The 19,545-nt window shown below is 53.6% G+C and carries 23 protein-coding genes and 1 riboswitch; of the genes, 21 read left to right on the forward strand and 2 right to left on the reverse strand.

Annotation, left to right across the window (positions count from 1 at the left end; translation table 11 throughout):
- Positions 1 to 5 precede the first annotated feature (5 nt).
- Together pduB and pduA are read right to left on the reverse strand one after the other, a co-directional pair.
- Positions 6 to 818 (reverse strand): propanediol utilization microcompartment protein PduB, encoded by an 813-nt coding sequence (gene pduB / locus LY264_RS09520; protein ID WP_048224346.1) that lies wholly within the window; start codon positions 816 to 818, stop codon positions 6 to 8.
- A complete protein-coding gene (gene pduA, locus LY264_RS09525) occupies positions 818 to 1,099 on the reverse strand; it encodes a propanediol utilization microcompartment protein PduA (RefSeq protein WP_003030255.1) in 282 nt (93 codons plus the stop codon). Before pduA ends, pduB begins: the two co-directional genes overlap by 1 nt.
- 525 nt (positions 1,100 to 1,624) lie before the next feature.
- On the opposite strand from pduA, the gene pduF reads away from it, so the two are divergent.
- From pduF to cobS, 21 genes are all read left to right on the forward strand, one after another.
- Positions 1,625 to 2,434, forward strand: a complete 810-nt coding sequence (gene pduF / locus LY264_RS09530) for a propanediol diffusion facilitator PduF (protein WP_003030258.1) — start codon at positions 1,625 to 1,627, stop codon at positions 2,432 to 2,434.
- Between the two features lie 203 nt (positions 2,435 to 2,637).
- Positions 2,638 to 3,549: a transcriptional regulator PocR gene (pocR, locus tag LY264_RS09535; protein WP_071692218.1), complete on the forward strand. Its 912-nt coding sequence runs from the start codon at positions 2,638 to 2,640 to the stop codon at positions 3,547 to 3,549.
- A 332-nt stretch (positions 3,550 to 3,881) separates the two neighbouring features.
- A riboswitch (cobalamin riboswitch) is annotated at positions 3,882 to 4,056 on the forward strand.
- An 88-nt stretch (positions 4,057 to 4,144) separates the two neighbouring features.
- Positions 4,145 to 5,524: a cobyrinic acid a,c-diamide synthase CobB gene (locus LY264_RS09540; protein ID WP_048216003.1), complete on the forward strand. Its 1,380-nt coding sequence runs from the start codon at positions 4,145 to 4,147 to the stop codon at positions 5,522 to 5,524.
- On the forward strand, positions 5,521 to 6,480 hold the full coding sequence (cbiB, locus tag LY264_RS09545) for an adenosylcobinamide-phosphate synthase CbiB (protein WP_048224345.1): 960 nt from the start codon (positions 5,521 to 5,523) through the stop codon (positions 6,478 to 6,480). Before LY264_RS09540 ends, cbiB begins: the two co-directional genes overlap by 4 nt.
- A gap of 10 nt (positions 6,481 to 6,490) precedes the next feature.
- Positions 6,491 to 7,123, forward strand: coding sequence for a cobalt-precorrin-8 methylmutase (locus LY264_RS09550; protein ID WP_008785140.1), 633 nt, complete (start codon positions 6,491 to 6,493; stop codon positions 7,121 to 7,123).
- Positions 7,120 to 8,256 carry a cobalt-precorrin-5B (C(1))-methyltransferase CbiD gene (cbiD, locus tag LY264_RS09555; protein ID WP_048224342.1) on the forward strand — a complete coding sequence of 379 codons (1,137 nt, stop codon included), beginning with the start codon at positions 7,120 to 7,122 and terminating at the stop codon, positions 8,254 to 8,256. Before LY264_RS09550 ends, cbiD begins: the two co-directional genes overlap by 4 nt.
- Entirely contained in the window at positions 8,250 to 8,855 is a 606-nt protein-coding gene (locus LY264_RS09560) for a cobalt-precorrin-7 (C(5))-methyltransferase (protein ID WP_048224339.1), read from the forward strand. The genes cbiD and LY264_RS09560 overlap by 7 nt, the downstream gene beginning before the upstream one ends.
- The gene (locus tag LY264_RS09565) at positions 8,845 to 9,414 is read left to right on the forward strand and encodes a decarboxylating cobalt-precorrin-6B (C(15))-methyltransferase (RefSeq protein WP_008785138.1); all 570 of its coding nucleotides are present in this window, start codon (positions 8,845 to 8,847) and stop codon (positions 9,412 to 9,414) included. The genes LY264_RS09560 and LY264_RS09565 overlap by 11 nt, the downstream gene beginning before the upstream one ends.
- Positions 9,407 to 10,180: a cobalt-precorrin-4 methyltransferase gene (locus tag LY264_RS09570; RefSeq protein ID WP_003030275.1), complete on the forward strand. Its 774-nt coding sequence runs from the start codon at positions 9,407 to 9,409 to the stop codon at positions 10,178 to 10,180. Before LY264_RS09565 ends, LY264_RS09570 begins: the two co-directional genes overlap by 8 nt.
- On the forward strand, positions 10,161 to 11,216 hold the full coding sequence (gene cbiG, locus LY264_RS09575) for a cobalt-precorrin 5A hydrolase (RefSeq protein WP_071692219.1): 1,056 nt from the start codon (positions 10,161 to 10,163) through the stop codon (positions 11,214 to 11,216). Before LY264_RS09570 ends, cbiG begins: the two co-directional genes overlap by 20 nt.
- A complete protein-coding gene (locus tag LY264_RS09580; RefSeq protein WP_003030278.1) occupies positions 11,216 to 11,941 on the forward strand; it encodes a precorrin-3B C(17)-methyltransferase in 726 nt (241 codons plus the stop codon). Before cbiG ends, LY264_RS09580 begins: the two co-directional genes overlap by 1 nt.
- The gene (locus tag LY264_RS09585; protein ID WP_048216008.1) at positions 11,938 to 12,723 is read left to right on the forward strand and encodes a cobalt-precorrin-6A reductase; all 786 of its coding nucleotides are present in this window, start codon (positions 11,938 to 11,940) and stop codon (positions 12,721 to 12,723) included. The genes LY264_RS09580 and LY264_RS09585 overlap by 4 nt, the downstream gene beginning before the upstream one ends.
- Positions 12,724 to 12,733: 10 nt before the next feature.
- Positions 12,734 to 13,528, forward strand: a complete 795-nt coding sequence (cbiK, locus tag LY264_RS09590; protein WP_008785135.1) for a sirohydrochlorin cobaltochelatase — start codon at positions 12,734 to 12,736, stop codon at positions 13,526 to 13,528.
- Complete coding sequence (locus LY264_RS09595) at positions 13,525 to 14,238, forward strand: cobalt-factor II C(20)-methyltransferase (protein ID WP_003834099.1); 714 nt, start codon at positions 13,525 to 13,527, stop codon at positions 14,236 to 14,238. Before cbiK ends, LY264_RS09595 begins: the two co-directional genes overlap by 4 nt.
- Positions 14,235 to 14,972, forward strand: a complete 738-nt coding sequence (gene cbiM, locus LY264_RS09600) for a cobalt ECF transporter S component CbiM (protein WP_048224336.1) — start codon at positions 14,235 to 14,237, stop codon at positions 14,970 to 14,972. The genes LY264_RS09595 and cbiM overlap by 4 nt, the downstream gene beginning before the upstream one ends.
- 2 nt (positions 14,973 to 14,974) lie before the next feature.
- Entirely contained in the window at positions 14,975 to 15,256 is a 282-nt protein-coding gene (locus tag LY264_RS09605) for an energy-coupling factor ABC transporter substrate-binding protein (protein WP_003030289.1), read from the forward strand.
- The gene (locus tag LY264_RS09610) at positions 15,243 to 15,920 is read left to right on the forward strand and encodes an energy-coupling factor ABC transporter transmembrane protein (protein WP_003834087.1); all 678 of its coding nucleotides are present in this window, start codon (positions 15,243 to 15,245) and stop codon (positions 15,918 to 15,920) included. The genes LY264_RS09605 and LY264_RS09610 overlap by 14 nt, the downstream gene beginning before the upstream one ends.
- An 8-nt stretch (positions 15,921 to 15,928) precedes the next feature.
- On the forward strand, positions 15,929 to 16,744 hold the full coding sequence (locus LY264_RS09615) for an energy-coupling factor ABC transporter ATP-binding protein (protein WP_048224333.1): 816 nt from the start codon (positions 15,929 to 15,931) through the stop codon (positions 16,742 to 16,744).
- Positions 16,741 to 18,261 carry a cobyric acid synthase gene (locus LY264_RS09620; RefSeq protein ID WP_048224330.1) on the forward strand — a complete coding sequence of 507 codons (1,521 nt, stop codon included), beginning with the start codon at positions 16,741 to 16,743 and terminating at the stop codon, positions 18,259 to 18,261. The genes LY264_RS09615 and LY264_RS09620 overlap by 4 nt, the downstream gene beginning before the upstream one ends.
- Complete coding sequence (gene cobU, locus LY264_RS09625; protein ID WP_048216012.1) at positions 18,258 to 18,803, forward strand: bifunctional adenosylcobinamide kinase/adenosylcobinamide-phosphate guanylyltransferase; 546 nt, start codon at positions 18,258 to 18,260, stop codon at positions 18,801 to 18,803. Before LY264_RS09620 ends, cobU begins: the two co-directional genes overlap by 4 nt.
- Entirely contained in the window at positions 18,800 to 19,543 is a 744-nt protein-coding gene (gene cobS / locus LY264_RS09630) for an adenosylcobinamide-GDP ribazoletransferase (protein ID WP_003834082.1), read from the forward strand. Before cobU ends, cobS begins: the two co-directional genes overlap by 4 nt.
- Positions 19,544 to 19,545 lie beyond the last annotated feature (2 nt).

Raw genomic sequence — 19,545 nt, forward strand, 5'->3', positions numbered from 1 at the left:
TGATATCAGATGTAGGACGGACGATCGTTTTTCGGCTCTGAGCCGAGGGTCCCGAGTACGGTTTTACCGATTTCACGGGCGGAGATAACGGCCTGACGAACAGCGCCAGAGTCACCCGAAATAACCAGAATGGCTTCGTTACTGAAGCTGGTGCCATGGGCAGGGGAGCTGTAGGCCACAACTTCCACGTTGGCGGATTTCAGGGCCGTATCGGCCATCAGGACACCAACGGATGCTGGCGCGCCGACGATAACGCCACAGGCACGGCCAATCGGTGCGCCAAAGGCTTTTTCCAGCGCGTAGCTGGCGCGTGCGGTGTACTGCATTTCGATGTGACCGGCTTCGTTGGCATAAACATCGCCAAAGGTGCGATCCAGTTCTTTCAGTGCGACTTCAATGCCGCGTTTCACGTCGGAAACATCGTTGCCACCAAGGATAATCAGCGAGCCATGACCTGCGCCGCCTTTGGTATCACGTGGTAACTCAATACTGACGACTTCAGTATTGGTGGCTTTTACTGCTTCATCGGCGGCCATGATGTGCGGGCCTGCGCCAGTACGGGCGCCAAGGATGCCAATGGAGCGATACCGTTTTTCAAGTTTCATTGCGTCCAGTAGGGCGCTGTCTACGTTGGCGATTACCAGACCGACGGTGTCGCCAATCGCGGTACCGACAAACTCCGTTAAACTGCAGTTTTTCTCTGCCATAGCCGTTTCTCGTGTTGGAGGATTATTTTCAGGGATAGCCTGCTGTTCCGGCGTTGCCACGCGAGCAATCACCTGCGCCATGATCTGTTCAACCAGCTCATTGCTGCTCATTAGCTAATTCCCTTCGGTAAGATTTTTTCTACATCGGTATGCGGGCGTGGGATGACGTGTACGGCTTTCACTTCTCCCACATTACGGGCTGCGGCGGCACCTGCATCTGTTGCTGCTTTGACTGCGCCGACATCGCCACGGACAATGACTGTTACCAGCCCCGAACCAATTTTTTCGTAGCCGACCAGCATTACATTGGCTGACTTCACCATTGCATCTGCGGCCTCTATGGCTGCAGTTAAGCCTTTGGTTTCTACCATTCCTAACGCTTCTTGTTGCATAAAGACCTCGCCTGGGTTGTCCCGATTTTCATGACTATAAAAAGAAGCGAGGAAAAAGAATGGCTGAGTTGAAAGTAAGAGTGAAAAAATAGTGGGGTTATGGTGAGATAAAATTGCCATATATTATTATAGCAACTTGTTTTTATTGGTTATTTTTAGTTTAAGTAATGTGAATATTTGGTTATGTTAATTCCATATTTACACTTTACCGAGTGACAGTTTAAATATCATTTGCTATGCGAGAAAAATGAAATTGTGATGATCGTTTGAAAATGGAATTCTGCTGTTCGCAATATTTTATTATTTTGAAAATGTACTTTTAATAGGGTAAATCCTCGTTTTACCGCCTGCTTTAATAAAGGTGATAGCAAGAATTTGCTATCACAACACGATTTTTAAGGGCATGTCGCTTGCAGATTGCCAACAATTTGCCGGTACAGATTTTTATAGTAAGCCTTGAAGTAATCTTCCTGCCAGCAAGGAGTCCGCTGGTAAAGACACGAACTCTGCTTAGAAGGTGTCACAATGAACGATTCACTAAGAGCGCAATGTATTGCTGAGTTTTTGGGTACCGGACTATTTTTGTTTTTTGGTATTGGGTGCCTGAGCGCCCTGAAGGTCGCGGGTGCCAGTTTGGGATTGTGGGAGATCTGCATCATATGGGGTTTGGGGATCTCGCTTGCAGTTTACCTGACAGCCGGGATTTCTGGGGCCCATCTCAATCCCGCTATTACCATCGCACTTTGGTTGTTTGCCTGTTTTCCGGGTCGTAAGGTACTACCTTATTCTGTCGCTCAGATAGCGGGGGCCTTTGGTGGCGCTATGCTGGCCTATTTGTTGTACGGCAGCTTATTTATTGAGTATGAATCAGCCCACCAAATGGTACGCGGCAGTCTGGAAAGCCTGCAACTTGCCAGCATTTTTAGTACGTATCCTGCCGCCGCACTGAGTGTCTGGCAGGCCGCACTGGTTGAAGTGGTGATTACTTCCATTCTGATGGGGATGATTATGGCGCTAACGGACGACGGTAACGGTGTTCCCAAAGGCCCGTTAGCACCACTGCTGATTGGTATTCTGGTTGCTGTTATCGGCGCATCAACCGGTCCACTTACCGGCTTTGCGATGAACCCGGCACGTGATTTTGGTCCCAAATTGTTTGCCTGGATGGCCGGGTGGGGTGATGTTGCGATGACAGGTGGGCGTGATATCCCATATTTCATTGTGCCGATTGTGGCACCTATCATCGGCGCCTGTGCGGGCGCAGCAATTTATCGTTATTTTATTGGCAAAAATTTACCGTGTAATTCGTGTAAGTTGGAGGAAAACGAGAGCTAGCTTCACGAAAGATGTTTATTATTGAAAGGTAAAAACTGTTTTCGTGATCCGGTTTCCTGAACGGCTTAAAAAGTCTCCCAACAATGGGAGACTTTTGTTATGTTCAATGCTGACTTTCATCAGAGCGCTGGATCGCGAGATGAAAATGAATGTGTGAATAATATGTTTTATTTATAACAATAAATTAACTGAGAGGTTTTATCATGATTTCTGCGAGTGCCCTGAACTCAGAACTCATTAATAAAATCGCACAGGATTTTGCACAGGCCACCAGTCTGGCTGTTGTGGTTGTCAATATTCACGGTGATGAAATTTCTGAGCTTTTTAATTTCACTCCTTTTTGCCAGTTGATGCGCCAGCATCCTCAGCATAGTACGCGTTGTCGTATGAGCGACCGCTGTGGAGGGTTGGAAGCCTCTAAATCCGATCAACCCTGCATTTATCGCTGCCATGCCGGACTTACCGATTTCTCAATTCCGCTGGTCATCGCGGGACATCTGGTAGGATTTGTGCTTTGTGGACAAGTACGCTTAAGTAACGATGTTGGCCTCGTTGATATTCTGAACGTCGATGACCGCTGGCAAGCCGATCCCGAACTGGTCAACGAGTTCCGTAATGTACCTGAAATGGACTATTCTCGAGTCATTGCTTCAGCGGATTTACTCAAGCTCATCGTCGAAAATTGCCTTAAGAAACAGCTTAATTTTGTTGTTATCAAAGATAACCCGCAGCAGTCAGAGCCGGTACGCGCTAACCGTAGTACCAACCCTCATGACAGTAAAATGAAAAAAGCCCTGCGCTATATTGATGCACATTTATCAGACGATCTGCGTCTGGAGGATGTTGCCTCTCATGTTTTCCTTAGCCCGTACTATTTCAGCAAATTGTTCAAAAAATATCAGGGTATTGGTTTTAACGCATGGGTAAACCAGCAAAGAATGGCCAGTGCCAAAGAGCTGCTTTGTCACAGTGACTGGAGTATAGCCAGCATTGCGCGTAATTTAGGCTTTTCGCAAACAAGTTATTTTTGCAAAGTTTTCCGCCAGACCTATCAGATTACGCCGCAGGCATTTCGCCAGCAAATAAATGTCATTTCACGCGGTGAATCCGCTTAAATAGCAATATTTTGCTATTGCCGATTTTTGATATCGGGCGCTATGTTAGTCATTATAAAATGAAATGTGACAACAGCAGTCAATAAATTGTCATAGCGCAACAAAATAATGGTATTAGAGGGATAAACTGCACCAGTTTTTATTTTTGTGATGAGATACAGTGTCTGTGTGAATGATTTTCTTTATTCTTAGCTGATACTTTCATTCAAAAAGTGAACGTGTGAATAAGTGGGTTAAGGCCAGAAAATTGGCTGAATGAACTCGGAAAGATATTAAATTGAATTATTGTCATGAGGTCGTGAATTTACCTCATAACAGAGAGCTTAATTAACCAGGCTCTTGAACTGACAGGTTTGCCACATTTGTGGTAGGGAAGGGGGTGAGAATCCCCCGCAGCCCCCGCTGCTGTGATGCTGACGACCCCGTATGGACCACTGATCGCAAGATTGGGAAGGACGGGTGAGGATGACGCTAAGCCAGAAGACCTGCCTGTCAGTGACTACCAACAACTTCGGTGGGAAGTGGGTGGTTCAGATGCATACAGTCGAGAGACTGGGTATCTCTACACCCCTACCACCCTGAACAGGATCAGGGTATGGCGGCCAATTTTCACGCATTTGTTCTTGCAGGTACCGGAAGCGGCTGTGGTAAAACCACGGTGACGCTGGGCTTGTTGAGCTTGTTGAAAAAACGCGGTTTGCGCGTCCAACCTTGCAAAGTGGGTCCTGATTACCTTGATACCGGCTGGCATACAGCGGTATGCGGTACCGCTTCCCGCAATCTTGATAGCTTCATGCTTCCCGTCCCCACGCTGAACGCTCTATTCAACGAGCAGATGCAACATGCGGATATCGCCGTTATTGAAGGTGTGATGGGGCTGTATGACGGCTATGGTACCGACCCAAACTACTGCAGCACCGCCGCGATGGCTAAACAGTTAGGCTGTCCGGTCATCTTACTGGTTGATGGCAAAGCCGTTTCCACTTCAATCGCCGCAACGGTAATGGGTTTTCAGCATTTTGATCCCACCCTGAACATCGCCGGCGTTATTGTTAATCGGGTTAACAGCGAAACGCATTACCAGTTACTGAAAGTCGCAATCGAACGTTACTGCGATGTACCCGTCTTGGGCTACGTACCCCGTATGGAGGGCGTTGCCCTTCCCGAACGTCATCTGGGTTTAGTAACCGCACGTGAGTCGGTTATCAATCAGCAACCGTGGCAGGCTTTTGCCGCGACGCTGGAGCAAACCCTTGATATCGACGCGCTGCTGACACTAAGCCAGTCAACCAATCCTCCTGCTGGCGAATGGCCCGCGCTGCCTGCCGCAGACGCCGGAGCAGGGCTAACGGTTGCCATTGCCGATGACGAAGCCTTCAACTTCTACTACCCGGATAACATTACGCTGCTGGAACGTACGGGACTAAATATTGTTCGTTTTAGCCCGTTGCACGACACCTGTTTGCCGGACTGTCAGATGATCTGGTTAGGTGGAGGATATCCTGAGCTACACGCTGCGGCGCTGGCTCGCAATGTCTCGATGCTGAATCAACTGCGAGAGGCACATCAACGTGGCGTCGCGATTTATGCAGAGTGCGGCGGGCTGATGTATCTAGGCAGTTCGCTTGAGGACAGCAACGGCGATACCTGGCTGATGGCGGATATCATTCCCGGCCACAGCAAAATGGGGAAACGTCTGACCCGATTTGGCTACTGCGAAGCGCAGGCCGCGCAGCAAACATTGTTAGCTGCAGAAGGCGAAGTGCTGCGCGGGCATGAATTCCACTATTCCGATTTTACCCCTGAAACGCCAGCGGTGATGAACTGTCGCAAAGTGCGCGATGGTAAAACGCTGCAAGCCTGGTCCGGCGGCTGGCAGGTCGGAAACACCTTCGCCAGCTATCTACACGTTCATTTTGCTCAACGTCCGCAGATGCTTAACCATTGGCTGGCAGCTGCGAGGAGTGCGCTATGACGATCCTTGCATGGTGTGTTGCCTGGCTGCTTGATTTTATCATCGGCGATCCGCAGAACTGGCCGCATCCGGTGCGCTGGATTGGTAATCTGATTTCTGCCGTGCAGCGAGTTATTCGGCGTTATTGCCATAGCGACTGTGCGCTGCGCATTGGCGGTGCGGTGATGTGGATTGTGGTAGTTGGTCTGACCTGGGCGGTGTCCTGGGGCGTGCTGGCACTGGCAGAATCTATTCATCCCTGGTTGGGTTGGGTGGTAGAGGTATGGATGATCTTTACCGTGCTGGCCGGGCGCTGCCTGGCAAAGGCCGCGCAGGATGTCGAACGTCCTCTACGTGCCGGTGACCTTGCTCAGAGTCGGGAAAAACTATCGTGGATTGTGGGGCGTGATACCTCACAGCTGCAACCGCAGCAGATCAATCGCGCGGTGGTGGAAACCGTGGCTGAAAACACCGTAGACGGCATTATCGCGCCGTTGTTCTTTCTCCTCCTCGGCGGTGCGCCCCTGGCGATGGCCTACAAAGCGGTAAACACCCTTGACTCCATGGTGGGCTACAAACATGAAAAATACCGCGCTATTGGTATGGTCAGCGCGCGTCTGGACGATGTCGCGAACTTTATTCCTGCAAGACTGAGCTGGCTGTTGCTGGGCGTGGCGGCATTTTTATGTCGTAAAGACGGCTCGCGAGCTTTACAGATTGGCTGGCGCGATCGCTACAACCACAGCAGCCCAAACTGTGCATGGTCAGAGGCATCCGTAGCCGGGGCATTAGGCATTCGGCTGGGTGGTCCTAATGACTACTTTGGCGAGCGCGTTGAGAAACCGTGGATCGGTGATGCTCAACGTGACATTTCGGTAGACGACATTTCCCATACGATTCGACTGATGTGGGTGGCATCGACGCTGGCACTGGCGCTGTTTATTGCGCTGCGGTGGCTGTGGGTCGGTGTAGCCTGAGGACAACATAATGCAATACATCCAGCAACCCCAGGCGATTGAAGCCAAAAGTTTCGACATTATTGGCGAGATCATCCGTGAAACCCGTCCGGACTATCAGTTTGCCAGTCCGTTACATGAAGCCATTATCAAGCGGGTTATTCACACGACGGCAGATTTCGACTGGCTGGACATTCTGTGGTTTTCCAGTGATGTGCTGGAGCAGTTTTGTGCGGCGCTTAGCCGTTCGAGCGTGATTTATACCGATACCACGATGGCGCTTTCCGGGATCAATAAAACGCTGCTGGCAAAATTCGGCGGTGAATGCCGCTGCTACATCAGCGACCCGCGGGTTGTGCGTACGGCAAAAGAGCAGGGTATTACCCGGTCCATGGCGGCAGTCGACATTGCGGTGAAGGAAGAGGGGGAAAAGCTGTTTGTCTTTGGCAACGCGCCGACTGCGCTGTTCCGCCTGCTTGAGCATGATGTTGCCGTCAGCGGTGTGGTGGGTGTACCGGTCGGATTCGTTGGTGCTGAAGAGTCGAAAGATGCCCTGACCCAAAGCAATTTGCCCGCCATTGCAGCGTTAGGCCGCAAAGGGGGAAGCAATGTCGCCGCCGCTATCGTCAACGCCATGCTTTATCACATGCAGGGGGCGCGATGAGCGAGGCCTTCGATACGCCGGTGTGGCACAACGGTAAAGCGCTGCGTAAAGGGTATACCACGGGATCGTGCGCCACGGCGGCGGCAAAAGTTGCCGCGTTGATGGTATTGCGCCAACACCTCATCCATCAGGTTTCCATCGTGACGCCTTCCGGGGTGACGCTGTGCCTGAACGTGGAGTCACCGCATATCGAAGGGCAGCAGGCAATAGCGGCCATCCGCAAAGACGGTGGAGATGATGTGGACGCCACCCACGGCATGCTGATTTTTGCCCGTGTGACGTTAGACGATAGTGGCGTGATTGCCTTACAGGGCGGTGAAGGGGTCGGTACGGTAACCCGCAAAGGGATTGGCCTGCCGGTGGGCGGTTCGGCGATTAACCGTACACCTCGCCAGACCATTGAATCTGCCGTCCGCGAAGCGATTGGCCCAAATCGTGGGGCGCAGATTGAAATCTTCGCGCCAGAAGGCGAAGAACGGGCGCAAAAAACCTACAACTCTCGCCTTGGCATTCTTGGCGGCATTTCGATTATCGGCACCACGGGTATTGTCACGCCGATGTCAGAAGAGAGCTGGAAGCGTTCACTGTCGCTTGAGCTGGAAATTAAGCGGGCGGCAGGGCTGGAGCGTGTTGTACTGGTGCCGGGAAACCACGGCGAGCGTTTTGTGCGCGAGCAGATGGGTATCGACACCCAGGTTGTGGTCACCATGAGCAACTTTGTCGGTTACATGATTGAAGAAGCCGTACGTCTGGGGTTCCGACAAATCGTACTGGTGGGGCACCCCGGTAAGCTCATCAAAATCGCGGCGGGGATCTTCCACACTCATAGCCATATTGCCGATGCCCGCATGGAAACGCTGGTGGCTCACCTCGCGCTACTTGGCGCACCGCTGGAACTGCTGACGTTGGTCAGCGAGTGCGATACCACCGAAGCGGCGATGGAACATATCGAGGCGTACAGTTTCCAGCACATTTATGACCATCTGGCTCAGCGCATTTGTATGCGTGTCCTGCAAACATTGCGCTTTACCAAAAATCCACCGACCTGCGATGCCATCATGTTTTCTTTTGATAATCAGGTTCTTGGAAGTAATCGTCCGGTCGCAGAAATTGCTGAGGAGATGCAATGTTAACCGTTGTAGGGATGGGCCCCGCCGGTTTGCATTTGATGACGCCTGCGGCACGAGAAGCGGTCGCGACGGCGGATGTTCTGGTCGGTGGAAAGCGGCATTTGCAGCAATTCCCGGATTTTGCCGGTGAACAGTTTGCTCTTGGCGCCAATATCCCGGAACTCCTGAGCTGGATTAGCGCGCACCAGGAGAAGCATGTTGTGGTACTGGCGTCTGGCGATCCCCTGTTTTACGGCATCGGGACGCGCATGGTGGCGCATTTTGGTATTGAGAATGTGCGGATTATTCCCGGCATTAGTGCGGTGCAGTACCTGTGCGCGCAGTCCGGTATTGATATGAACGATATGTGGCTGACCAGTAGCCATGGCCGCAGCGTCTGTTTTGATGAGCTGGCGCGACATAACAAGGTGGCGATGGTGACTGATGCGCTGTGTGGCCCGCGTGAAATCGCGCAGCAGCTCATTGCCCGAGGCATGGGGCATCGCTGGATGGTGATTGGCGAAAACCTGGCGATGGAAAACGAACAGATCCATTTCCTGCCTGTGCGTGAAGTTAACGCTGAATATGACATGAATGCAGTGGTGATCCTTGATGAAAGATGAGCTGTTTCTGCGTGGAGAGAAAGTGCCGATGACCAAAGAAGCGGTACGCGCACTTGCCCTCTCAAAACTTGAATTACACCGCGCCAGTCACCTGATTGATATTGGTGCCGGAACCGGCAGCGTGTCGATAGAGGCGGCGTTGCAATATCCCGGATTACGTGTAACGGCCATCGAACGTAACCCGGCTGCGCTCAGGTTGCTGGATGAAAACCGCCAGCATTTTGCCTGCGCAAATATCGATATTTTTCCCGGCGTTGCTCCCATGACTATCGCGGAAAAAGCCGATGCCATTTTTATGGGCGGCAGCGGCGGCCATCTGACCGAACTGATTGACTGGTCGATGCGCCAATTGCATCCCGCAGGGCGTTTGGTGATGACGTTTATCCTCCAGGAAAACCTCAACACCGCGCTGGCACATCTGGATCATCTTGGCGTACAGGGAGTGGATTGCCTGCAGCTACAGGTTTCCTCGCTTACCACGCTTGGCAATGGTCACTATTTTAAACCGAATAACCCCGTATTTGTTATCGCCTGTCAGAAGGAAGGAAACCATGTCTGAGATTTTTGATCCCCGTAGCGTGTGGTTTGTTGGCGCAGGTCCTGGCGATCGCGAGCTGATTACCCTCAAAGGTTACCGGTTGCTGCAGCAGGCGCAGGTTGTTATCTACGCCGGATCGCTGATTAACACTGAATTGCTGGAGTATTGCCCTGCCGGTGCTGAATGTCACGACAGTGCCGAACTGCATCTGGAGCAGATCCTTGATCTGATGGAAGCCGGAGTGAAAGCGGGCAAGACCGTTGTGCGCCTGCAAACCGGCGATGTCTCGTTGTACGGTTCCGTACGCGAGCAGGGTGAGGAGCTGACCAAACGCGGGATTGACTGGCAGGTGGTGCCCGGCGTCAGCGCGTTCCTCGGCGCGGCGGCAGAGCTGGGCGTTGAGTATACCGTGCCCGAAGTTTCACAGAGCCTGATCATTACGCGCCTGGAAGGCCGCACCCCGGTACCAGAGCGTGAACAGCTGGAGTCTTTTGCCAGCCACCAGACATCAATGGCTATTTATCTTTCCGTCCAGCGCATTCATCGGGTGGCTGAGCGTCTGATTGAAGGCGGCTATCCGGCGACCACGCCCGTGGCGGTGATCTATAAAGCGACCTGGCCGGAAAGTCAGACCGTGCGCGGGACCCTTGCGGATATTGGCGACAAGGTTCGCGATGCGGGCATCCGTAAAACGGCCCTTATTCTGGTCGGTAATTTCCTGGGCTCGGAGTATCACTACTCCAAACTCTATGCGGCGGACTTTAGCCATGAATACCGTAAAGCCTGAGTCAATTGCGCTTTTTTGCCTGACTCCTGGTGGCGTTGTGCTGGCGAAACGTCTGGCAGCCATGCTGCCGGTTACCTGTTTTACCAGTGAAAAGCTGCTGGAGGAGGGGGTTATTCCCTTTGAAAACGGCTTTGCGAATACCGCCCGCGAAGCGTTTACGAATTACTCGGCGCTGATTTTTATCGGTGCGACCGGCATTGCGGTGCGCGTACTGGCCCCGCTGGTCAATGACAAATTCTGCGATCCGGCGGTGGTGGTCATTGATGAACGTGCCCAGCATGTCATCAGCCTGCTCTCCGGTCACGCGGGCGGTGCCAATGCGTTGGCGCGTTATCTGGCGGGCATGTTGGGCGCTGACCCGGTTATCACTACCGCGACGGATGTGAACGATATGGCGGCACTGGATACGCTGGCATTTCAACTGAATGCCCGGATGAGTGATTTCCGTTCGGCGGTGAAGATCGTGAATCAGATGCTGGTCAGCAATAAGCGGGTTGGTCTGTGGTGGGATGACGAACTGACGCAGGATGTCAGCCATTGCGACCGGCGCGGATTTATCACGGTTACCGATCTCAACCAGCTCCCTGAACTGGATGCATTGGTGTGCATCACCTTACGCACCAATTTACCTGACCTGCCTGTTCCGCACTGGAAGTTGGTGCCACAGCGGGTTGTGGCCGGAATTGGCTGTCGCCGTGATACGCCGTTCCCTCTGCTGGCTGCGCTGCTTGCCCGGCAACTTGAAGCTCAACAGCTCGATCCGTTGGCACTAAAAGCGATTGGCAGCATCACGCTGAAAAAGGATGAACAGGGACTTATCCAACTGGCTTCGTGCTGCCGCGTTCCTTTCGAAACCTTTACTGCTGACGCGCTGCGTGAGCATGAGCACCGTTTTCCAGCCTCATCGTTTGTTCGCAAAACGGTGGGTACAGGAAGCGTTTCCGGTCCTGCAGCCTGGCTGTTGAGCCACGGAAAACTGTTGGGCGAGACCCTGCGAGAACAGGGCGTCACTATCACTTTGGGAGTTTCACACTGATGTTAAGCGTAATTGGAATTGGCCCTGGCTCGCAGGCAATGATGACCATGGAAGCCGTTGAAGCACTGCAGGCAGCGGAAATCATCGTTGGCTATAAAACCTACACCCATCTGGTAAAAGCGTTCACGGGTGACAAGCAGGTGATCAAAACCGGAATGTGCAAAGAGATTGAACGCTGCCAGGCGGCGATCGAACTGGCACAGGCGGGTCACAACGTGGCGCTGATCAGTAGCGGTGACGCGGGGATTTACGGTATGGCCGGGCTGGTGCTTGAACTGGTCAGCAAGCAAAAGCTGGATGTTGAGGTCAGGCTAATACCTGGCATGACCGCCAGTATTGCCGCGGCCTCTTTGCTGGGCGCGCCGCTGATGCACGACTTCTGCCACATCAGCTTAAGCGATCTGTTAACGCCATGGCCGGTTATCGAAAAACGCATCGTTGCCGCCGGTGAGGCAGACTTTGTTATTTGTTTCTACAACCCGCGCAGTCGGGGTCGCGAAGGTCATCTGGCGCGCGCATTTGAGCTGCTTTCCGCCAGCAAAAGCGCACAAACGCCGGTGGGTATTGTGAAGTCTGCCGGACGTAAAAAGCAGGAAAAATGGTTAACCACGCTCGGTGAAATGGATTTCGAACCGGTTGATATGACCAGCCTTGTGATCGTGGGTAACAAAACAACCTATGTTCAGGACGGCCTGATGATCACACCACGAGGTTATGTGCTGTGAATTATGGTGATGTGCTGGTCATGGGCGGTACGAGCGATGCGCGCATGCTGTGCCAGCAACTGGATGCGGCAAACGTGGCCTATACCCTGTCAGTTGCAACCCCAACAGGGAAACAACTGGCGGGAGACATCAAAGGCCAGGTGCGCTGCGGGCGTCTGGAGCGCGAACAAATGATTGCCTGGCTACAGGAAAATCGGACGCGCTGGGTGATCGATGCCTCGCATCCGTACGCCGAGGTGGTGAGCCGCAACATCATGAGCGCCTGCGAAGCGGCGGGCGTACTGCTGAGCCGCTACCAGCGCCCTGAGCAGTTGAGTGGTTTAACTCACCCGCACCTGTACACCGTACAAAGCATTCCGCAAGCCTGTGAGGTGGCGCGACGCTTCGGCGATCGTGTACTGCTGACGACCGGCAGTAAAGATCTGGCCATCTGGCGCGAAGGGTTGCCTGAAAAAACGCTGCTGGCGCGCGTTCTGCCTGTTCCTGAGGTCATTCAGCAATGCGCGGATCTGGGATTTGGCGTCGGTGAAATCTTCGCACTGTGCGGGCCATTTAGCGCCGAGTTCAACGCCGCGTTTTATCGTCAGTGTCAGGCTGATGTGGTGATCACCAAAGCATCTGGCGCTGAAGGTGGTTATCAGGAAAAAGTTCAACCCTGTCTGGATGCCGGTATCCCCTGCATCGTGATTACACGTCCGGCACCGTTGGTGACGGGAGAAGAGTTACTGGAAAGTCAGGCCGCCTTTGGGGCGCGTTTAACGCGCTGGCTGGCCACTGCTTAAGGAGTTTGAGATGAAAAAGGCGCTTCTGGTGGTCAGCTTTGGCACCAGCTATCACGACACCTGCGAGAAAAATATCGTGGCCTGTGAGCGCGATCTTGCAGCTAGCTGCCCTGACCGCGACCTGTTCCGGGCGTTTACCTCCGGGATGATAATCCGCAAGCTCAAGCAGCGCGACGGCATTGAAATCGACACGCCGCTGCAGGCGCTGCAAAAACTGGCGGAGCAGGGGTATCAGGATGTAGCTATTCAGTCGCTGCACATTATTAATGGTGACGAATACGAAAAAATTGTCCGCGAAGTGCAAAGTATGCGTCCGCTGTTTTCACGCCTGACGCTCGGCGTACCGCTGCTGAGCAGCCATGAAGATTACGCACAGTTGATGCTGGCGCTGCAACAGCAGATGCCGGCGCTTGGCGAAAGTGAAAAAGTGGTCTTTATGGGACACGGTGCCAGCCACCATGCTTTTGCCGCCTATGCCTGTCTCGATCATATGATGACGGCGCAGCGCTTTCCCGCGCGGGTTGGGGCGGTGGAAAGCTATCCGGAAGTGGATGTGCTGATTGAAAGTTTATCTCAGGAAGGGGTGACGGCGGTTCATCTGATGCCGCTGATGTTAGTCGCTGGCGACCATGCCATCAACGATATGGCCTCCGACGAAGATGATTCCTGGAAAACGTTGTTCAATGCAGCAGGGATACCGGCTACGCCGTGGCTTAGTGGTCTGGGTGAGAACCCAGCGGTTCGCGCCATGTTCGTGGCACATTTACAGCAGGCGCTTAATGTGGCGCTGGAGGAAGCAGCATGAGCGGAAAACTGTATGCACTGAGCACCGGGCCAGGTGCTTCCGACTTGATTACCGTGCGTGCCGCACGCACGCTGGGCGCGCTGGATATTCTCTATGCGCCTGCCGGGCGTAAAGGCGGCGACAGTCTGGCATTGTCGATTGTACGTGAGTATATCGGTGAACAGACCGAAGTCCGCTGCTGCCATTTTCCTATGAGTGCCGATAGCGCTGAAAAAGAGGCCGTCTGGGATGAAGTTGCTGCCGCGCTGGTTCAGGAAGTCGAGGCCGGTAAGCAGGTGGGGTTTATCACTCTCGGCGATGCGATGCTGTTCAGCACCTGGGTCTTTTTACTTCAGCGTATTGGTTGTCCTGACTGGCTGGAAATCGTTCCTGGCGTCACGTCTTTCGCCGCGATTGCCGCGCGTTCCAAAACGCCGCTCGCTATGGAACAGCAGTCACTGGCGGTGGTCTCCTGTACCGCACCGGAAGCGGAAATCCAGCAAGCGTTAAAACAGCATGACAGTCTGGTGTTGATGAAAGTGTACGGTCGTTTTGCGCGTATTAAAGCGCTGCTACAACAAGAGGGTTTGTTGGACTGTGCATTAATGATGTCTGAAGCCACGCTGCCAGGTGAACAGTGCTGGCGTCATCTGGATGAGGTGAGCGACGATCAGCCGCTGCCTTATTTTTCGACCATTCTGGTCAATAAACAGTGGGAGTATGCACAATGAAGCTTGAACAACAGCTAAAACAGCTGTCTTTCAGCGGGTTGGCTGCGGCGCTATTACTGATGATTGTTCCTGAACAAGCGTTCGCCATGCACATTATGGAAGGTTTCTTGCCGCCGATGTGGGCGCTGGCCTGGTGGCTGCTGTTTTTACCCTGCCTGTGGTACGGACTGGTACGTCTGCGCCAAATCGTGCAGGAGGATAACCACCAGAAGGTTTTGCTGGCCCTGTGTGGCGCCTTTATTTTTGTGCTGTCGGCGCTGAAAATTCCTTCCGTTACTGGAAGCTGCTCACATCCTACCGGTGTTGGCCTGGCGGTTATCCTGTTCGGACCTGGTGTGGTGGCCATCCTTGGTGCGATTGTCCTGCTGTTCCAGGCTCTGCTGCTGGCACACGGTGGTTTGACAACGCTCGGCGCGAACGGCATGTCGATGGCGGTGATTGGCCCGGCAGTGGGTTACATGGTGTGGAAAATGGCCTGCCGTGCAGGGCTGCGTCGTGATGTCTGCGTCTTCCTGTGCGCGATGTTGGCGGATCTCGTCACCTATTTCGTGACCTCGGTGCAGTTGGGCGTTGCGTTCCCGGATCCGTCCGCTGGCGCTACCGGCTCAATCATCAAGTTCATGGGGATTTTCTGCCTGACGCAGATCCCAATTGCGATTGCGGAAGGGTTACTTACCGTGCTGATTTACGATCAGCTAACCAAACGCCAGTTGATAACCGCACAAGGGCATTAACGATGAAAAAGACGCTGATTATATTGGGCATGGTAGTGGCGCTGGTGATCCTGCCGTTCTTTATCAACCACGGTGGGGAGTACGGCGGTTCAGATGGTGAGGCGGAAAGCCAGATTCAGGCTATTGCCCCGCATTATGAGCCCTGGTTCCAGCCGTTGTATGAACCCGCAAGCGGTGAAATTGAAAGTCTGCTGTTTACACTCCAGGGATCGCTAGGCGCAGCCGTGATTTTCTATATCCTGGGTTACACCAAGGGCAGGCAACGCCGTGATGACCGGGCTTGACAGGCTTAGCTATCAAAGCCGTTGGGTTCATGTCTCGCCGGTGCGGAAATTTCTGCTCTGGCTGGTGATGATGATTCTGGCGTTTACTCTGCCCCCATTGGGGCAGGGTATTGAGCTTTTACTTATTGCCGCGCTGAGTTGCTGGCTGCTGCGTATTTCCTTCTGGCGCTGGTGCCGTTGGATGGCATTGCCATTTGGTTTTCTCACGGTTGGCGTGGTGACCATTTTGTTTAGCATCAGCCGCGATCCACAGACGCTGTTGGCCAGCATACCTGTGGGAAGTTACTGGTTGGGGATCAGCGCACCAGGCCTTGTAACCGCCAATGAAACCTTCTGGCGCAGCCTTGCCGCGTTGGCGGCAACCTTCTGGCTGGTACTGAATCTGCCGTTTCCGCAATTAATTATCTTACTCAAACGCGCGCACGTTCCACGCCTGCTAACTGAGCAGATCCTGCTGACCTGGCGGTTTATTTTTATCCTGTTAGACGAGGCGCTGGCTATTCATCGCGCACAAACGCTGCGTTTTGGTTATCGTAGCTTGCCGTTGGGCTACCGCTCTCTGGCAATGCTGGTGGGATTGCTGTTTACCCGTGTGTTGATCCGCTACCAGCAAATGACCACCACACTGGATATCAAACTGTATCAGGGTGATTTTCACCTGTAAGGAAAAGTATGCTTGCCACCTCAGCGCTTTGGTTTCGCTATCAGGATGACCCGATCCTCAAAGGGCTAACTCTGGATTTTTCGACGCATGCCGTCACCGGACTGGTAGGCGCTAATGGCTGCGGGAAATCCACGCTGTTTATGAACCTGAGTGGCTTATTGCGCCCACAGCAAGGCGCGGTGATGTGGCAGGGCAAACCGCTGGATTACAGCAAGCGCGGCCTGCTGGCGCTGCGTCAACAGGTGGCAACGGTATTTCAGGACCCCGATCAGCAAATCTTTTATACCGATATCGACAGCGATATCGCCTTTAGCTTGCGCAATCTTGGGGTGGATGAGGCTGAAATCGCTCGACGCGTGGAAGATGCGCTTACGCTGGTCGACGCCCAGCACTTTCGCCATCAGCCTATTCAGTGTTTAAGCCATGGGCAAAAAAAGCGCGTAGCGATTGCCGGGGCGTTGGTGTTGCAGGCGCAGTATCTGCTGCTGGATGAACCTACTGCGGGCCTCGACCCGTCAGGCCGCACGCAGATGATTGAGATTATCAAACGCATCGTAGCGCAAGGAAATCATGTGGTTATCTCCAGCCATGATATCGATCTTATCTATGAAGTCAGCGATGCGGTGTACGTTTTACGCCGGGGTGAAGTACTCACGCACGGCGCGCCAGGCGACGTTTTCGCCCGTACGGATCTTATTGAACAAGCGGGATTAACTCAGCCCTGGCTGGTGAAGCTGCATACTGAGCTGGGCTTCCCGCTGTGTAAAACAGAGGCTGAATTTTTTAGCTGTATGCGAGAGAACGCACTGAAGGAGGCGTCATGACGCAGGCAATAATGTTGCAGGGAACGGCATCTGATGTGGGTAAAAGCGTTTTAGTCGCCGGGCTGTGTCGTATTTTTTATCAGGATGGACTGCATACCGCGCCGTTCAAATCGCAGAACATGGCGCTGAACTCTGGCATTACGCCAGAGGGAAAAGAAATGGGCCGCGCGCAAATTTTTCAGGCTGAGGCGGCTGGCATTACGCCAGATGTGCGTATGAACCCGGTGCTGCTTAAACCGACCAGCGATCGAAAAGCGCAGGTTGTGCTGATGGGCAAAGTAGCGACTGATATGGACGCGGTGAGTTACCACGAGTACAAACCACGTCTGCGGGAACAGATCCTGTCAGTTTATAACAGCCTGGCGCAGGAGTTCGATGTGCTGGTGCTGGAAGGTGCGGGGAGCCCGGCAGAGATTAACCTGCGCGATCGCGATATCGTCAATATGGGTATGGCAGAGATGGCGCAGTGCCCTGTCATTTTGGTGGCGGATATTGATCGTGGCGGAGTGTTTGCTTCCATTTACGGCACGCTGGCGCTATTGCACGATCACGAACGCGCGCGGGTAAAAGGGGTGATCATCAATAAGTTTCGCGGTGATGTGACGCTGCTGCACTCCGGTATCGAGCAAATTGAAGCGCTGACCGGTGTTCCGGTTCTGGGCGTGATGCCATGGCTGGATGTTGATCTGGAAGATGAAGATGGCGTTGCGCTGCAAAAGGGCAAGTATTTGCGCACTGACAAACGCGATATCGACATCGCCGTTGTTCAAATTCCACACATATCTAACTTTACTGATTTCAATGCGCTTGCTGCGCAGCCGGACGTGCGCGTGCGCTATGTTCGCCAGCCTGAAGAGCTGGCGGGGGCCGATCTGGTGATTTTGCCGGGCAGCAAAAATACCCTTGGCGATCTGGTATGGCTGCGTGAAAGCGGGATGGCGCATGGCGTCGTGCAATTACATCGTAATAACGTACCGGTGGTTGGGATTTGTGGCGGCTATCAAATGCTCGGCGACACCATCATTGATGAAGTAGAGTCGGGCCTCGGTACGCTGCCGGGTCTGGGCTTACTTAATACAGTCACCCATTTTGCCCAGCACAAAACCACGACCCTGGTTGAGGGACAAATGTCTTCATCGCTGCCTGACTGGCTGGCGGGCACGGCGGGGTTATCCGTTCGCGGTTATGAAATTCATATGGGCGAAACAGCATTAACCGATGAATGCCGGTCGGTGATGACGTTGCACAAAGACGGCGGCAACGTTGTTGACGGCGCGGTCACTCCGGATGGCCTGGCGTTCGGCACCTATCTTCACGGTCTTTTCGACAGCGATGATTTCACCCGTGCGTTGGTCAATGGCCTGCGAGAACGTAAAGGGTTAGCTCCGCTGGATTCCACCTTCCATTACGCGCAATATAAATCGCAGCAGTTTGATCTGCTGGCGGATGCGATGCGGCAACACATCGATATTGAAAAAATTTATACCATCATGCAGCAACACCGGGAGCCAGTATGATGATTTTGGTTACTGGCGGCGCGCGAAGCGGTAAGAGTCGGCATGCGGAAGCGCTGATCGCTGATTCCCCAAACGTTTTGTATATCGCGACTTCGCAGATTTTTGATGAGGAGATGGCTGCGCGAATTCAGCATCATCGCGATGGACGTCCTGCGCACTGGCGGACAGCCGAACGTTGGCAACATCTTGATGAACTGATCACGGACACGAACGATCCTCAGGAAGCTATTCTGCTGGAATGCATCACCACGATGGTGACCAACTTGCTGTTTGCGCTGGGCGGTGAAAGCGATCCGGACAGCTGGGATTACGCGGCGATGGAGCAGTCTATCGAAGGTGAAATCCGTTCGCTGATCGCAGCCTGTCAACGCTGCCCGGCAAAGATCGTGTTGGTCACTAACGAAGTGGGTATGGGGATTGTGCCGGAGAATCGTCTGGCGCGGCATTTTCGTGATATTGCAGGACGCGTGAACCAGCGACTGGCGGCGGCAGCGGATGAAGTCTGGCTGGTGGTATCAGGAATTGGAGTCAAAATTAAATGAGTAAGTTGTTCTGGGCAATGCTCTCTTTTATCAGTCGCTTGCCCGTTCCTGCTCGCTGGTCGCAAGGACTGGATTTCGAGCACTATTCCCGCGGTATTGTAATGTTTCCCCTGATTGGCGTCGTGTTGGGAGGGCTGACGGGGCTGGTCTTTATGGCGCTCCAGCCCTGGTGCGGTATTCCGTTGGCGGCCCTTTTTGCGGTGCTGACACTGGCATTGCTGACCGGGGGATTTCATCTGGATGGTCTGGCGGATACCTGTGACGGCATTTTTTCGGCGCGCCGACGCGAGCGGATGCTGGAAATCATGCGCGACAGTCGTCTGGGCACCCACGGTGGACTGGCGTTAATTTTCGTTTTACTGGCGAAGGTGCTGGTGGTGAGCGAACTGGCTTTGCGTGGCACGCCAATGCTGGCCGCGCTGGCAGCGGCATGTGTCGCCGGGCGAGGAACGGCGGTGTTGCTGATGTATCGGCATCGCTATGCCCGCGAAGAAGGGCTGGGCAACGTTTTTATTGGCAAAGTCACCGGGCGTCAAACCTGCGTTACGTTGGGATTAGCGGCGATCCTTGCCGCCGTACTACTTCCCGGCATGCGCGGCGTGGCTGCGCTGGTTGTCACAATAGTGGCGATTTTTATTCTTGGGCAGTTATTAAAACGCACGTTGGGTGGGCAAACCGGCGATACGCTGGGCGCTGCCATTGAACTTGGCGAGTTGATTTTCTTGCTGGCTCTGCTCTGAGT

Source organism: Citrobacter portucalensis, assembly GCF_023374935.1.
GTDB classification, from domain to species: domain Bacteria; phylum Pseudomonadota; class Gammaproteobacteria; order Enterobacterales; family Enterobacteriaceae; genus Citrobacter; species Citrobacter portucalensis.

What these genes read in the sequence shown, in the direction of transcription:
- pduB (WP_048224346.1), bottom strand. Translation starts at nt 818, where the DNA reads ATGAGCAGCAATGAGCTGGTTGAACAGATCATGGCGCAGGTGATTGCT.
- pduA (WP_003030255.1), bottom strand. Translation starts at nt 1,099, where the DNA reads ATGCAACAAGAAGCGTTAGGAATGGTAGAAACCAAAGGCTTAACTGCA.
- pduF (WP_003030258.1), top strand. Translation starts at nt 1,625, where the DNA reads ATGAACGATTCACTAAGAGCGCAATGTATTGCTGAGTTTTTGGGTACC.
- pocR (WP_071692218.1), top strand. Translation starts at nt 2,638, where the DNA reads ATGATTTCTGCGAGTGCCCTGAACTCAGAACTCATTAATAAAATCGCA.
- LY264_RS09540 (WP_048216003.1), top strand. Translation starts at nt 4,145, where the DNA reads ATGGCGGCCAATTTTCACGCATTTGTTCTTGCAGGTACCGGAAGCGGC.
- cbiB (WP_048224345.1), top strand. Translation starts at nt 5,521, where the DNA reads ATGACGATCCTTGCATGGTGTGTTGCCTGGCTGCTTGATTTTATCATC.
- LY264_RS09550 (WP_008785140.1), top strand. Translation starts at nt 6,491, where the DNA reads ATGCAATACATCCAGCAACCCCAGGCGATTGAAGCCAAAAGTTTCGAC.
- cbiD (WP_048224342.1), top strand. Translation starts at nt 7,120, where the DNA reads ATGAGCGAGGCCTTCGATACGCCGGTGTGGCACAACGGTAAAGCGCTG.
- LY264_RS09560 (WP_048224339.1), top strand. Translation starts at nt 8,250, where the DNA reads ATGTTAACCGTTGTAGGGATGGGCCCCGCCGGTTTGCATTTGATGACG.
- LY264_RS09565 (WP_008785138.1), top strand. Translation starts at nt 8,845, where the DNA reads ATGAAAGATGAGCTGTTTCTGCGTGGAGAGAAAGTGCCGATGACCAAA.
- LY264_RS09570 (WP_003030275.1), top strand. Translation starts at nt 9,407, where the DNA reads ATGTCTGAGATTTTTGATCCCCGTAGCGTGTGGTTTGTTGGCGCAGGT.
- cbiG (WP_071692219.1), top strand. Translation starts at nt 10,161, where the DNA reads ATGAATACCGTAAAGCCTGAGTCAATTGCGCTTTTTTGCCTGACTCCT.
- LY264_RS09580 (WP_003030278.1), top strand. Translation starts at nt 11,216, where the DNA reads ATGTTAAGCGTAATTGGAATTGGCCCTGGCTCGCAGGCAATGATGACC.
- cbiK (WP_008785135.1), top strand. Translation starts at nt 12,734, where the DNA reads ATGAAAAAGGCGCTTCTGGTGGTCAGCTTTGGCACCAGCTATCACGAC.
- LY264_RS09595 (WP_003834099.1), top strand. Translation starts at nt 13,525, where the DNA reads ATGAGCGGAAAACTGTATGCACTGAGCACCGGGCCAGGTGCTTCCGAC.
- cbiM (WP_048224336.1), top strand. Translation starts at nt 14,235, where the DNA reads ATGAAGCTTGAACAACAGCTAAAACAGCTGTCTTTCAGCGGGTTGGCT.
- LY264_RS09605 (WP_003030289.1), top strand. Translation starts at nt 14,975, where the DNA reads ATGAAAAAGACGCTGATTATATTGGGCATGGTAGTGGCGCTGGTGATC.
- LY264_RS09610 (WP_003834087.1), top strand. Translation starts at nt 15,243, where the DNA reads ATGACCGGGCTTGACAGGCTTAGCTATCAAAGCCGTTGGGTTCATGTC.
- LY264_RS09615 (WP_048224333.1), top strand. Translation starts at nt 15,929, where the DNA reads ATGCTTGCCACCTCAGCGCTTTGGTTTCGCTATCAGGATGACCCGATC.
- LY264_RS09620 (WP_048224330.1), top strand. Translation starts at nt 16,741, where the DNA reads ATGACGCAGGCAATAATGTTGCAGGGAACGGCATCTGATGTGGGTAAA.
- cobU (WP_048216012.1), top strand. Translation starts at nt 18,258, where the DNA reads ATGATGATTTTGGTTACTGGCGGCGCGCGAAGCGGTAAGAGTCGGCAT.
- cobS (WP_003834082.1), top strand. Translation starts at nt 18,800, where the DNA reads ATGAGTAAGTTGTTCTGGGCAATGCTCTCTTTTATCAGTCGCTTGCCC.